Raw genomic sequence first — 14,111 nt, 5'->3', positions numbered from 1 at the left:
AACTGCACATCCGATGAAGAACTATTGTTTAATTGCTTATATAGTCAGGAATCTTTTAGATTATCTAAAATAAATCTGTTATTTTTTTGATGAAGTAGTACTCGTTTTATTCTACTAGAACACCATCACGATAACTGGATTTTTTTCTCCGTTGTTTTTGTATAGAATTCCGTTGAATTCTTTTCTGTCTTTCCATTCGCCTACGAATTTTTCTCCATTGGCGTAAAACATAGTTCCTTGACCAATTCGTTTATTTTTTATAAAAGAACCAATGTATTTATCGCCATTTGGCCAAGTATAAGTTCCTTGACCTGTTCGATAGCCTTCTTTCCATTCTCCGGTATATTTTTCTTTGTTTTCGTATGAAATTGTTCCTTGACCATTCATTCTGTTGTCTTTAAATTCCCCAATGTATTTTTGTTTTGTATCAATGTAAGTTCCTTTGCCGTTAAGCTTTCCGTCTTTCCAATCACCAATATAACTGAAGCCTATTGTAGTATTTGTAAGTGTACCTTTTCCATCAAATTTGCCTTCCTTCCATTGACCAGTATATTTCCGGCCATCTTTATAAGTTTCTATTCCTTGACCATTTGGTTTTCCATCTTTAAATGCACCTGTATAAACAGCTCCATTTGGGTATTTTCTAATTCCTTGACCATTTGATTTTCCATTTTTAAAATCGCCTGTATAAATATCTCCATTTTGGTTTATTCTAGTTCCTTTACCGTTATATTTGGTGCCGGTATACACTGAGTTTTTAATAAAAATAACAAATCCTAAGTCATTACCTATGCCAGAATTCCATTTGCCAGCATATTTAGTGCCATTTGATGTGTAAAAAACACCTTGTCCGTAGAATTTACTGTCTTTCCATTCGCCAATATATTTGTTGCCAATATTATAAGTTATTGAGCCTTGCCCGAAAAACTGGCCGTCTTTAAAATTGCCAATATATTTATATCCATTTTTAACTTCATAAGTTCCATAACCTTCTAGTCTATTGTTTTTCCAGTTGCCTTCTGCAATACCGCCACGTAAATTCGCTTTGCCTTTTCCATTGGCTTCATTTTTTTCGTTTTGAATGGTGTATCCTCCTTTATAATAACCACAATTGTTAGGAAAAGGACAAATTAAGATAGAGTCATTTTCTGTAGTATTAAGTTTTTCTTGAGTTGTTGTATTTTGTGCATTGCAAATAATACTAATTAGTAAAAGTAGAAGGATGAGGTTTTTGGTCATTTGGTTATGGTTTATTGAATTAGATTGGTATTCAAATATATAATTTTTTCGAATGTTTTGTAAGAAAAAACTATTTTTAAATAAAAAAACTTCCCAACTTGAATAAATTGGGAAGTTCTTTGTTTTATTTGTATATGCTTTTACTGAATAGGAGTGGTGCCAGGTGGTATAGGAATGTTGAGGTTGTAATTGCCAAATTTAGTATATACTTTTTCATTCATATCAAAAAACACCCCCCAGTAATCAGGGCTGTTAACCCAAACTCTCACTGTAAAATTAACCGAAGTATTAGCTAAAGCTGCAAGTCCTATAAAAGGAGCCGGATCTTTTAAAATTCTAGGGTCTTCAGCAATAAAATCCTGAATTGCTTTTTTTAGATTTTCTACGTTATCACCATAAGAAATACCGAAAGTCCAATCTACTCTTCGGGTTGATTCGGCAGAATAGTTAGTTAATGCTCCTGTTGAAAGTGGTCCATTAGGAATGATAACCAGTTTTTTATCGGCAGTGTTGAGTAATGTTGAGAAAATAGTAATTTCTTTTACTGTTCCTATAAATCCTTGCGCTTCGATAGTATCACCTATTTTAAAAGGTTTTAGGATTAAAATAATTACTCCTCCGGCAAAATTTTGAAGTGTTCCTGATAATGCCATACCTACGGCTAAACCTGCAGCTCCCAGAATTGCCACAAAAGAAGTCATTTGGATACCAATCATTCCCATTACCGTAACACCCACCAGCACTTTTAAAGTGATGTTAGTTAAACTTTTTAAAAATGGAACCAGAGATTGATCAATTTTTGATTTTTCTAATGATTTCCCAACGGCTTTAGTCACGATGTTAGTAAACCATAAACCTACCACAAGAACTATAATTCCACCAACTAATTTAGGAGCATATTCAACACCAAAATCGATAGTTTTTTCAATGTATTTGTTTACCAATGTAACTTGTTGGTCTATTGCCATTTTAATCTGTTTTTTTATTAGTTTTTAATTTGTTATCCGTTGAATACAACGGACTTTTTCGGCGACAAAAATAATAATTATGTCCTAATTTCAAGAAGTAAAATAAGTGTGTTTTTACTACTGCAATTCTGTTTCATTACAAAGTTTTTCTGTGTTATTACATAATTAAAGTACCGTTGTTGTGCCTCAGTTGATTTTGTTATAAAATTGTCCTGATTTTATTGAATAAACACTCTGATTGGACTGGTTTTTAACTACAAAAAGCCATTCATAAAAGAGAGTATTAAACTAAAAAATAGATGAAAAATTTAAGAAACAGTATTTTTTATGTAGGTATTATTGGTGGATTTTCCGTTTTAATGTATTGGATTGTTCTGATGGGAATAAAGCTGGAAACGGGAAGAAACCTTAAAATTCCAACATCAGACAAAAGTGAGTGGAGCGAATTTGTAGATTCTTTACTTAAAAACTTACATCATCCATTAGCACTTTTATTAGCTCAGATTGTTACCATCATTTTTGTTGCCCGTATTTTTGGATGGATTTGTATTAAAATAAAACAGCCTGCTGTAATTGGTGAAATGATTGCAGGTATCGTTATGGGACCATCGCTGGTAGGAATGTATCTGCCAGAGTTTTCGGCAGTATTATTTCCTGTAGAATCGCTTAGTAATCTTCAGTTTTTAAGCCAGATTGGTTTGATTTTGTTCATGTACATCGTGGGAATGGAGATTGATATGAAAATTTTAAGGAATAAAGCCCATGATGCTGTTGTAATAAGTCACGCCAGCATTATTATTCCTTTTGTTTTAGGAATGGGATTGGCTTATTTTATTTATGACGAATTTGCACCTGCCGATGTTCAGTTCATTTCCTTTGGTTTATTTGCCGGAATTGCCATGAGTATTACTGCTTTTCCTGTTTTGGCAAGGATTGTTCAGGAACGCGGAATTCATAAAACAAAACTGGGAACTGTTGTAATTACCTGTGCCGCTGCCGATGATATTACGGCCTGGTGTATCCTGGCAGTTGTAATTGCTATTGTAAAAGCAGGTTCTTTCGGGAGCGCTATTTACACGGTGCTTTTAGCCTTAGGTTATGTACTTTTAATGATTAAAGTAGTGCGTCCGTTTTTGAAGCGAATAGGCGATTTATATGCAACTGGCGAAAAATTAAGCAAACCTATCGTAGCTATCTTTTTCCTAACACTGATTGTATCTTCTTATTTAACAGAAATAATCGGAATTCATGCTTTATTTGGAGCTTTTATTGCTGGTGCAATTATGCCTGAAAACATTCGATTTAGAAACCTGTTTATAGAAAAAGTAGAAGATGTTGCCCTAGTATTATTGCTTCCTTTATTTTTTGTGTTTACCGGATTAAGAACCCAAATAGGTTTGTTAAATGAACCACATTTATGGAAAACAGCTGGTTTAATTTTCCTCGTGGCTGTTATTGGTAAATTTGTAAGTAGTACGCTGGCGGCAAAATTTGTGGGCCAAAACTGGAAAGACAGTTTGTCTATTGGCGCTTTAATGAATACCAGAGGATTAACCGAATTAGTAGCTTTAAATATTGGTTATGATTTAGGTGTTTTAAGTCCTGAGTTATTTTCGATGATGGTAATTATGGCATTGGCTACCACTTTTATGACCGGGCCAATGCTTGATTTGATCAATTGGATTTTTAAATCAGAAAATAAGACCGAAGCAGATACTGTTTTGCAAAATAAGTATCGAATTTTATTATCATTCGACCGACCAGAATCGGGGAGGGCATTACTTAAAGTAGCCGATAGTTTGACTAATAAAAGACCCGATAGTTCTGAAATTACAGCGATGCATTTTCTACCTACCGAAGAGGTTCATCATTATAATACCGATACTTATGAAGCCGAAAGTTTTAAAGAAGTCATTCAGGAATCGATTGATTTGAATAGAAATATCATAACGATGTTTAAAACTTCGTCAGATATTGATAGCGAAATTGTAAATACGGCTAATAAAAGTAAACATGATTTATTATTGATTGGGCTGGGAAGATCAATTTATGAAGGAAGTTTATTGGGGAAAGTATTAGGTTTTACCACCCGTATTATTAATCCTGAAAAATTGATTAATACCGTTACAGGAAAAGAAAATATTTTAGAATCTGCACCATTTGATGATGGAACAAGACAAATAATTTCTAAATCGCAAGTGCCGGTAGGCGTTTTAATCGATAAGAATTTAACGGATATTTCGACAATTTTCATTCCTATTTTTACAACTAAAGACTGGGAAGTAATTCAGGATTATGTTCAAAAATTTATTCGAAACATAGGAGCAAAAATTGTCATTCTGGACATAGAAGGAAAAATTACCACCGATTTAAGTATCAAAGAAAAAATCAGACTGATGGAACAAGCCGTTCCTGACCAAATTGTTTTAAAGAAAGAAAAAATTATTGAAAAGGAATTTCTGGAGCAACAAGATTTGATGTTAATTACCATAGATGGCTGGAAACATTTAGTAGATTCTAAAAGTCCATGGCTGGCTAATATTCCTTCAACATTAATTATTTCAAAAGATAATTAAAACCTACTCAGTATTAATAAAAAAGCACAGTCCGAAATTACTTTTAGACTGTGCTTTTTTATTAAACAGATTTTACTGAAGAAATCTATAAAACCATTAAGCTGTTAAGAGATTTAAGCTTAATTTCTTAATGATAAATTAAGTTTGATTTTTATTTTGTCTCCTTTTCTTTTGAATTATCCAGCGCATCAATTTCTTCATCGCTGTGCTCAATAATATCAATTTTTGGTTCGATAAATTCCTGTTCGTTGGCCAATGTTTTATTCAATGTTAATACTAGTGAAGGCAGTAACATTAAATTAGATAACATTCCGAATAATAAGGTAATCGAAATTAATCCTCCTAAAGCGATGGTTCCTCCAAAACTAGAAAGCATAAATACCGAAAATCCAAAGAACAATACAATCGAAGTATAGAACATACTTAATCCGGCATCGTTAAAAGTGGCATAAACTGACTTACGGATTTTCCAGTTGTTCTTTTTTAATTCTTCTCGGTATTGAGCCAGGAATCGAACAGTATCATCAACTGAAAGTCCAAATGCAATTCCGAATACTAATATCGTTGATGGTTTTAACGGAATGTCTAAAAAGCCCATGATTCCTGCGGTTAACATCAACGGCAATAAATTAGGAATAATAGAAACTAAAATCATTTTTCCTGATCGGAACATAAACCCAATTAAAAGTGCCGTTAAGAAAAAGGCAAAAACCAGTGACGAAAGTAAATTGTCCAGTAAATAACCGGTTCCTTTCTGGAATACCAATGCTTTTCCGGTAATAGTTACATTGTAGCGGTCTGGCGGGAAAATTTTATCCGCTTCTTTTCTAATTTCGGCTTCAATTTTAGGAATTGCTCCTCCGTTATCATCTCGCATAAAAGTCGTGATTCGGGCGAATTGTCCAGTTGAATCCACATAACTTTTCATTAAATTATCTTTGGAATTTTTAGTCGCATTTTTGGCATAAGACAAAATGAAACCTTGTTCCTGTGAAGTAGGTAAATCATAATATTCCGGATTTCCGTTATAGTAAGCCTGTTTTGAATATTTAACTAAATTAACAATCGAAATAGGTTTAGATAATTCGGGAATTTCAGTAATTGCCTGTTCCAGTTCATCCATTCGCTTTAGCGTAGACAATTTCATAACACCTTTTTTATGCTTGGTGTCAATCATAATTTCTAGAGGCATTACACCGTCAAATTCATTTTCGAAGAAAACAATATCCTGGAAAAAGTCTTCTTTTTTAGGCATATCTTCAATCAAACTGCCCGAAATTCGCATTTTGTAAATCCCGATAATGCTAATAACAAGCAGCGAAATCGCAACCACATAAATAGAAAAACGATTGTTTTTTACATTACGTAAAATCCAGTCCATAAAGCTTTTTACCGAACCACGATCCAGGTGTTCAATATGTCGGTCTTTTGGTGCCGGAATATAACTATGGAAAATAGGAATTACGATAATGCACAAAAAGAACAATGCCATAATGTTGATGGAAGTTACGTTTCCAAACTCTATAAGCAATTTATTATTCGAAGAAACAAAGGTGAAAAAACCAATAGCGGTAGTAACATTGGTCATCAATGTAGCCATACCAATTTTAGTCGTTACCCTTTGTAAAGCCTTCACTTTGTTGCGATGTACTTTGTATTCCTGATGGTATTTATTGGTAAGGAAAATACAATTCGGAATCCCGATTACGATAATTAACGAAGGAACTAAAGCGGTTAAAACGGTAATTTCGTAGTTGAATAATCCTAAGAATCCAAAAGACCACATAACTCCGATAATTACAATTACAATCGAAATTAAAGTGGCTCTAAAACTTCTGAAAAAGAAGAAAAATAACAGCGAAGTCACTAATAAGGAAGCGCCAATAAAAACACTAATTTCGTCAGTAATCGTTTGCGCATTCATTGTTCGGATGTACGGCATTCCCGAAACACGCAAATCAATATTCGTGTCTTTTTCGAATTTTTCTATCGCAGGAACTAATTTGTCTAAAATGTATTCTTTACGCGCTTTAGTATTTACAATTTTCTTGTCCATGTAAATCGCTGAGCGAATACTTCCTGAACGCTTGTTGAACAATAATCCTTCGTAAAAAGGCATATCGTTGAAAAGTTCTTTTTTTACATTTTCAAGATAAGTTTTGTCAACTGTTTTGCTTTGGTCAATAAAAGAAACCAATTCAAATTTTTGAAGCGAATCGTTTTTTTGAAGTTTTTTTAAATCGTTTAGTGAAACCACAAGATCGATAGCCTTATCTTTTTTGATTTCTGTCATCAAAGTATTCCAGGCTTTGTAAGCTTTTGGAGTAAAAAAAGTATTGTCTTTTACACCTATGATGACCAGATTTCCTTCTTCGCCAAATTTATCTAAGAACGCATTGTATTCAACATTAGCAATGTTGTCATCAGGTAACATATTGGCTTCTGTAAAAGTGAAATGGATGTTTTTCCATTGCATACTTAAAAAGACAGTTATCGCAACAATAATCGATAACATTAAAATTTTATTTCGAAGAACAACGCGAGCGATTAACTCCCAAAATCCCAAACTAAACCACTTAATCATAACTGCTATTTAAAGGCTGCAAATGTATTAAAAACCACAGCAAAGGAGCGGTTTATTTGTAAATTTTAAATTAAATTTAGGTTTTTTTAGGCTAGTTTTTTAGCATCTTTGTAATTGTAAAAAAAATCAGAAAACATGAGTTGGTTATTATTGATAATAGGAGGTTTGTTTGAAGTTGCTTTTGCTTCTTGTCTTGGCAAAGCCAAAGAAACTGCCGGGGCAGAATCCGTCTATTGGATGATAGGATTTTTACTGAGTTTAACCACAAGTATGTTTTTATTGTACAAAGCCACACAGGAATTACCTATCGGGACTGCTTATGCGGTTTGGACAGGAATTGGCGCTGTAGGTACTGTACTTGTTGGAATTTTTGTTTTTAAAGAACCCGCTACTTTCTGGCGATTGTTTTTTATAGTAACACTTATTGCATCCATTATTGGGTTAAAGTTTGTGTCTAGTCATTAAAACCTAGCCAAAATCAATATGCAAAAAAACTATAACATTACTTTTATTCTTTTAATCATCATTTTACTTTTGGTAGTAATTATTGGTTTTATGATTTACCAATTAATTCAAACCCGAAAAGAAAAAAATGAGGCTCAAAAAAGTTTTTTTGCGCTCGAAATGAAAGTTAATGACCTGCAGCTGGAAACTTTAGAATCCAAATTGAATCCGCATCTTTTTAAAAATATTCTCAATTCGATTCAGTCACATGCGTACCAAACTTATTTTGCTCTTGATAAATTAGCCAATGTTTTGGATTATATTTTGTACGAAAGCAAGAAAAAATTTGTCACTCCAAAAGAAGAAATTGATTTTGCACTGAATTTAATCGAAATTAACAAAATCAAGATCAGTCCGCTTTTCGAATTAAAAGTGAAAACCAACATTCATTTTGAAGATAAATTGTACCATCAGTCTTTGTTGGCACCTTTAATTTCGATAGATCTAATCGAAAATGCCTTTAAACATGCCGATTTGCAAAGTCCAGATGCTTTTATTTCGGTGTTTTTTGAATTTAAAGACAATACTTTTTCGATGACGGTTTCGAATAAAATTTCGGATAAAAAAATCCTGAAAAAAGAACGAAGTGGAATAGGAAACACTACCTTAGAACAGCGTTTGAAAATTATTTACAGAAATAATTTCAAGCTCGAAAAATTCATAGAAAACGATATTTATATTGCCCATTTAAAGATTAATTTACTTGACTACAAAACTGAAATGCTTGCTGCTAGATGATGAGTTGCCCGGCTTAACGTATTTGAAAATGCTTTGCGAACAAATTCCCGAAGTAGAAATTATCAAAACGTTCAATGATCCGGAGAAACTTTTAGCCGAAATTCCTAATCTCGATTTTGATTTATTAATTACTGATATCGAAATGCCAGGAATTGACGGATTGTATTTGGCAAGTTTAGTTCAGGATAAAATGGTGATTTTTTGTACAGCATACAAAGATTATGCTGCCGATGCTTTTACCATTGATGCTGTAGATTATATTACAAAACCAGTACGTTTAGAGCGATTGCAAAAAGCGGTTTCTAAAGCTTTTGAACGTTTCAAAAATAACACGATTAGTATCAGGAGATTTGTTCAGTTAAATACTGACAGAGGTAAAAGTTTGTTGTATTTTGACCAAATTGCATATATCAAAACGGCTCAGGGCGATAGCCGCGATAAAACCGTATTTTTGACTGACGGAAGCGTACTTAACCTGAAGAATATTAACTTTGATACGCTTTTAAAAGAATTACCTGAAGCTGATTTTTGTCGGGTGAACAAGAAGGAAATTGTGGCGATAAAAGCTATTAAATTTTTTAACCACACCGAAATTGTTTTGCATCATTTAGATGAAAATGAGAAAAACAGCAGCGTCTTGTTAAGTGAAACCTATCGTGCTGATTTTTTGAAAAAAATAAAAAATGAATTATGAATAACATCAAAAATTCTCTGTTTTATATTACTGTTATCGGTGGTTTTACCGCTTTAATATATTGGTTGATTTCAATAGGACCTTCTCTGGAAGTAGGTCGCGGTATTGTTCCTAAAAAAATAGAAAGCAATCACTGGAATGATTTTTTGCATTCGATGATCGAAAATTTACAGCATCCTTTGGCTATTTTATTAGCTCAAATTGTGACTATTATACTGGTTGCACGTTTATTTGGCTGGCTTTTTAGAAAAATTGGTCAACCATCCGTAATTGGGGAAATGATTGCAGGGATTGTTCTTGGACCATCATTAGTCGGGATGTATTTTCCGGAATTTTCAGAACTCTTATTTCCTGATGAATCTTTAGGAAATTTACAGTTTTTAAGTCAGATAGGACTAATCTTTTTCATGTTTGTTATTGGGATGGAATTAGACTTGAAAGTGCTTAAAAATAAGGCTAATGATGCGGTTGTTATTAGTCATGCCAGCATTGTGATTCCGTTTGCTTTAGGACTCACTCTGGCGTATTTTATTTATCCCATTTTTGCGCCAATGGGCGTGGAGTTTTCTTCTTTTGGAATGTTTATTGGAATTGCCATGAGTATTACCGCATTTCCCGTTTTAGCCAGAATTGTTCAGGAACGCGAAATGCAAAAAACAAAACTGGGAACTATTGTTATAACCTGTGCCGCTGCTGATGATATCACGGCCTGGTGTATTCTGGCAGTTGTAATTGCAATTGTAAAAGCGGGTTCATTTACCAGTTCGCTATATGTAATTGGACTGGCGATTTTATATGTAATTATAATGTTGAAAATAGTGCGTCCGTTTTTAAAACGTGTGGGCGATTTGAATTCCACCCGCGAAAGTCTGAATAAGCCAGTAGTGGCTATTTTCTTTATCACGCTTTTAATTTCGGCTTATGCATCAGAATTAATTGGGATTCACGCTTTGTTCGGAGCTTTTTTGGCTGGAGCCATTATGCCTGAAAATAATAAGTTTAGAAACATTTTTATCGAAAAAGTTGAAGATGTTGCTATCATTGTTTTGTTGCCGCTGTTTTTTGTATTTACTGGTTTGCGTACCCAAATAGGCTTAATCAACGATCCTTATTTATGGAAAATTACAGCAATTATTATCGCTGTGGCTGTAGTAGGGAAATTTTTTGGAAGTGCCTTTGCTGCTAAATTTGTTGGACAAAGCTGGAAAGATAGTTTAGCGATTGGTGCTTTGATGAACACCCGTGGTTTAATGGAATTAGTGGTGTTGAATATTGGTTATGATTTAGGTGTTTTATCTACGGAGATTTTTACCATGATGGTAATTATGGCATTAGTAACTACTTTTATGACAGGACCAGCCTTAGATTTTATTGATTTTATCTTTAAAAATAAAGCGACGATAATTCCGGAAGAAATTAGCAATAAGAGCAAATACAAAATTTTATTTTCGTTTTCCAGTCCCGAAAAAGGAAAAAAATTACTCAAGATTGCAAATGGTTTAGTTAAAAAACAAGCCGATAGTTCAATTATTGCAGCAATGCACTGTTCTTTAAGTACCGAAATACATTCGTTTGATGTAAAGGATTATGAGCGAAAAATGCTGGCGCCTATTATCAAAGAATCTCAGGCATTGAATCAGGAAGTGGTTAGCGTTTTTAAAGTAACTAATGATATTGATACTGATATTATTGATACGGCAAATCAGGGCGAATATGATTTATTGTTGGTAGGTTTAGGCCAATCTATTTTTGACGGAACTTTGTTGGGTAAGATTCTCGGTTTTACAACTCAAATTGTAAATCCTGACCGATTGATTGATAAGTTTACAGGCAAAGAAGGATTGTTTGAAAACTCCCCTTTTGACGAAAGTACACGCCATATTATTGCCAAAAGTAAAATGCCTGTTGGAATTTTTATTGATAAGGATTTGGAAGAAATCGATCGGGTATTTATTCCTGTTTTTAAAAAGGAAGATATCTTTTTAATGGATTATGCTAAAAAATTAATCAATAATAATGGTTCTCAAATTACGGTTTTGGATGCTGTAGGCGAAGTAAAAAATACGCGTGATATCCAGGAAACCATTCGATCAATTGAACAAATTGCTCCAAATCATATTATGATTATGCACGATCGCGCGATTAATAAAGAATTTTTAGAAAATCAAAATTTGATGATTATAAGTCTCGAAAGCTGGAAACATATTCTTGATGCGGCAGATACTGACTGGTTAGTTGATATTTCTTCGGTTCTTATTATAAAACCTTAAAACCCTAGATTCAGCACATAACTTAATTTAATAGCGATATTATCTTCCAGTTTTGGTAACTGATTAGGACCATAACGGAAAAAAGTAGTCAGTCCTAAACCATTAAAAATTTGATTCAATTCGATTCCGGATTCAAAAAAACCTTTGTCTAAAGTTTTGAAATTTAATCCTAAATGCTGTTCTGGATTGTCTAAATTTCCATACGCCATTCGGGTTACAATGACTAAGGATGGTTTTATTTTTTTTAATAAAGTTACCCGGTTAAAAGCGTGTTTGAATTGAAACATCGCATATTTATTCGAGAAAAATTCATTGAAAAACATGGTTTCAAAACTGTTTTTTCCGCTAAAAGTAATTCTTTGAATAATAGTTTCTTTGGTAATATTATTAGGCGAAGTATTGTACAAATGCGTCAGCGGAACATCGCCTAAAGCATAACCCGCCTGAAGTAATAAAGAGGTTTTTTGTCCGCTTAAATATTTCTTTTCGTATTCAGTTTTAAAGTCAAACTTGCTGAAATCAAAATCATTATTCCATAATCTGCCCAGGGATTGCGTGTACTGAAAAGTAAATTTAGGAAAACGTTTTTCGATTTCGATCCGTCCGGTAGGCGTAAGCATAAAATCGCTAAACGGGCTCCATTGTAAAGAAACCATGGCAGTAGTCATGGTATAATAATCGTATAAATTGTTCTTGTTAAGAAATACGTAATTAAATTTTGGGTCTATTTCACTATGGGCAATTTCCCAGATACTTTCAGTTTTTGGAATTTGTTTGGTTTCATAGTAGGCTTTCCAACTCAAATAATTGTAAAAAGTACTAATGTTAATAGGTCTTGGATCGTAAATTTTAAAAGGCTTTTTTTCGATTGAAAACGAAGTACTCGCAATTTCGCGAACATCATCAGTATAAGAAATTCCAAGCCATGAATTTGCTTTTTTGTCTACTTTTGCGGCTGCTCCCAAACTTCCTTTAAACATGCCGTCTTTTGTTCCGTAAGCATAATAACCTTCAATTCTAAAGTCTTTCGAAAGTCGGTCATTTGTTACACCGCCCAGGCCCAATCTAAAACCTTCGTAATTATTATAACTGAAAATTTTTCGTAAATCCATGTCGAAAAAACCAATTGGTAAATAACCATTGATGATTTTTTTTCCTAATTGTACACGGTTTGCAATTTTTTTTCGAACGGCAATACTGTCTAAATCGCTGTAGGTTTTTTTGGTTCGAATATCAATGCTGTCTTTTCGATAGGTTTCCCAAAAAGATTCGTCTTTAGTTATAGCATTTTTACCAATTTCAACAGCATAATAAGGTTTTGGAATCTGAATATTGGTATTGTTTTTTATATCGAAATTATTGCTTTCAGAAAGTAAATAAATATAATCCGAGGGCTGTTTTTTTCGGGTGCTTAAATCCTGTTCTACGTCGCCATCAAACTGAATGGTCCCACCTAAGATTTTAATATCATCATCATTTTTACCTTTGATAATCTGGAAATTTTTATCACTAGGAAACCAGATGTTTTCCTCTGGTAGATAATTGAAATTATGAGTAGAACTAATGTCTAATAATCCTCTGATGCGCAGAATCGTTTTTGCAATAGCATAATTTTCCTGATCGATATACAATATGCCTTCGAGACCTTTGGCTTTACTTTTCTTCTTGTTTTTAAAGTAAATCATGTAGGTATTTCGATCGTCAATAGTTACTGTATCCAGTAATTTATAGTTGTAATCTTTGAGCGAATTATTAGCTATCGGGCTGTTGTATTTGGTTTCAAAAAGCTCGTATTTTGGATCATAAATAGAGAAATTTTGCAAATTAAAAGTCAGGATTTCATACAGCGGTTGCTTTAATCCTGCCATTTTAGTTCCTAAAATAGTCTCTTTTAATTTGTTGTTGGCAAACTGATATTGCGACACTTTTTCGGTTTGAAATAAGTGACGTTTGTTTACCGTTGATTTGAATTTATAATTGGTCGAATCAATTTTAAAATAAACCCCTTTTTTAGTTCTTCGTACAACAATCGTGTCAATTGCTGCAGCAATCGAATCAGGATTTGCCGAAACAATTAGTTTATTGTAAGTTTTAAATTCAAAACTGTTGAGTCTTTTTTCGGGGTCGTTATTGTCTTTTAGAGCAATTGTTTTCTTAATAATTCCTAAAGCAGCGTTTTCCGGATTAATTACAATTTCGTTTAAGTTTTGTGTAGTTTCTTTTAATTGAACATTATAAAAAACAGTGTTTTTTTGAATGCTGATTTTAGTTTTGGCATAGCCAATGTATGAAACAGTAAAATAAAGTATTGGCGTACCGGAATTGATACTGAATTTTCCGTCAACATCGGTAATGCTGTAATTGCCATTGTCAGTAGTTATAGAAGCAAAAGGAAGGACTTGATTCGAATTAGATTTCTTTACAATTCCATTAATTTGAAATTGCGCCTGAAGCGAAAGCGTGAAAAAGAAAAACAATAAAAGCTGCTTCATAGTTGCTATTTGAGTCAAAACGCTAAAAAATGCAATTTGGTATGGC

At 33.2% G+C, this 14,111-nt stretch carries 9 protein-coding genes; 5 read left to right on the top strand and 4 right to left on the bottom strand.

Features of this window, described 5'->3' with window-relative positions:
* Nucleotides 1-114: 114 nt before the first annotated feature.
* A complete protein-coding gene (locus FEM21_RS08365; protein WP_051627536.1) occupies nt 115-1,239 on the bottom strand; it encodes an MORN repeat-containing protein in 1,125 nt (374 codons plus the stop codon).
* Nucleotides 1,240-1,379: 140 nt separating this feature from the next.
* Nucleotides 1,380-2,207: a mechanosensitive ion channel family protein gene (locus FEM21_RS08360; protein WP_035659485.1), complete on the bottom strand. Its 828-nt coding sequence runs from the start codon at nt 2,205-2,207 to the stop codon at nt 1,380-1,382.
* A gap of 299 nt (nt 2,208-2,506) precedes the next feature.
* On the opposite strand from FEM21_RS08360, the gene FEM21_RS08355 reads away from it, so the two are divergent.
* A complete protein-coding gene (locus FEM21_RS08355) occupies nt 2,507-4,783 on the top strand; it encodes a cation:proton antiporter domain-containing protein (protein WP_035659484.1) in 2,277 nt (758 codons plus the stop codon).
* Between the two features lie 151 nt (nt 4,784-4,934).
* Here the strand turns inward: FEM21_RS08355 and FEM21_RS08350 are convergent, their stop codons facing one another.
* On the bottom strand, nt 4,935-7,367 hold the full coding sequence (locus FEM21_RS08350; protein ID WP_035659483.1) for an efflux RND transporter permease subunit: 2,433 nt from the start codon (nt 7,365-7,367) through the stop codon (nt 4,935-4,937).
* A gap of 135 nt (nt 7,368-7,502) precedes the next feature.
* Here FEM21_RS08350 and FEM21_RS08345 point away from each other — a divergent pair, with 135 nt between their 5' ends.
* Genes FEM21_RS08345 through FEM21_RS08330 form a run of 4 tightly spaced genes read left to right on the top strand, consistent with a single transcriptional unit; the run spans nt 7,503 to nt 11,573 of the window.
* Nucleotides 7,503-7,832: a DMT family transporter gene (locus FEM21_RS08345; RefSeq protein WP_035659481.1), complete on the top strand. Its 330-nt coding sequence runs from the start codon at nt 7,503-7,505 to the stop codon at nt 7,830-7,832.
* 18 nt (nt 7,833-7,850) lie between these two features.
* Nucleotides 7,851-8,609 carry a sensor histidine kinase gene (locus tag FEM21_RS08340; RefSeq protein WP_035659479.1) on the top strand — a complete coding sequence of 253 codons (759 nt, stop codon included), beginning with the start codon at nt 7,851-7,853 and terminating at the stop codon, nt 8,607-8,609.
* Nucleotides 8,575-9,303 (top strand): LytR/AlgR family response regulator transcription factor, encoded by a 729-nt coding sequence (locus FEM21_RS08335; RefSeq protein WP_035659478.1) that lies wholly within the window; start codon nt 8,575-8,577, stop codon nt 9,301-9,303. The genes FEM21_RS08340 and FEM21_RS08335 overlap by 35 nt, the downstream gene beginning before the upstream one ends.
* Nucleotides 9,300-11,573 carry a cation:proton antiporter gene (locus tag FEM21_RS08330; RefSeq protein WP_035659476.1) on the top strand — a complete coding sequence of 758 codons (2,274 nt, stop codon included), beginning with the start codon at nt 9,300-9,302 and terminating at the stop codon, nt 11,571-11,573. Before FEM21_RS08335 ends, FEM21_RS08330 begins: the two co-directional genes overlap by 4 nt.
* Here the strand turns inward: FEM21_RS08330 and FEM21_RS08325 are convergent.
* Entirely contained in the window at nt 11,570-14,065 is a 2,496-nt protein-coding gene (locus tag FEM21_RS08325; protein ID WP_035659475.1) for a DUF5686 family protein, read from the bottom strand. The genes FEM21_RS08330 and FEM21_RS08325 overlap by 4 nt on opposite strands.
* Nucleotides 14,066-14,111: the final 46 nt, after the last annotated feature.

Origin of the sequence: Flavobacterium seoulense, assembly GCF_000695795.1 — a bacterium.
Taxonomy (GTDB): domain Bacteria; phylum Bacteroidota; class Bacteroidia; order Flavobacteriales; family Flavobacteriaceae; genus Flavobacterium; species Flavobacterium seoulense.
The sequence above is the reverse complement of the archived record's forward strand: the minus strand, read 5'-3'. Positions and strand labels throughout refer to the sequence as shown.

What these genes read in the sequence shown, in the direction of transcription:
- FEM21_RS08360 (WP_035659485.1), bottom strand. Translation starts at nt 2,207, where the DNA reads ATGGCAATAGACCAACAAGTTACATTGGTAAACAAATACATTGAAAAA.
- FEM21_RS08325 (WP_035659475.1), bottom strand. Translation starts at nt 14,065, where the DNA reads ATGAAGCAGCTTTTATTGTTTTTCTTTTTCACGCTTTCGCTTCAGGCG.
- FEM21_RS08365 (WP_051627536.1), bottom strand. Translation starts at nt 1,239, where the DNA reads ATGACCAAAAACCTCATCCTTCTACTTTTACTAATTAGTATTATTTGC.
- FEM21_RS08350 (WP_035659483.1), bottom strand. Translation starts at nt 7,367, where the DNA reads ATGATTAAGTGGTTTAGTTTGGGATTTTGGGAGTTAATCGCTCGCGTT.
- FEM21_RS08345 (WP_035659481.1), top strand. Translation starts at nt 7,503, where the DNA reads ATGAGTTGGTTATTATTGATAATAGGAGGTTTGTTTGAAGTTGCTTTT.
- FEM21_RS08330 (WP_035659476.1), top strand. Translation starts at nt 9,300, where the DNA reads ATGAATAACATCAAAAATTCTCTGTTTTATATTACTGTTATCGGTGGT.
- FEM21_RS08340 (WP_035659479.1), top strand. Translation starts at nt 7,851, where the DNA reads ATGCAAAAAAACTATAACATTACTTTTATTCTTTTAATCATCATTTTA.
- FEM21_RS08355 (WP_035659484.1), top strand. Translation starts at nt 2,507, where the DNA reads ATGAAAAATTTAAGAAACAGTATTTTTTATGTAGGTATTATTGGTGGA.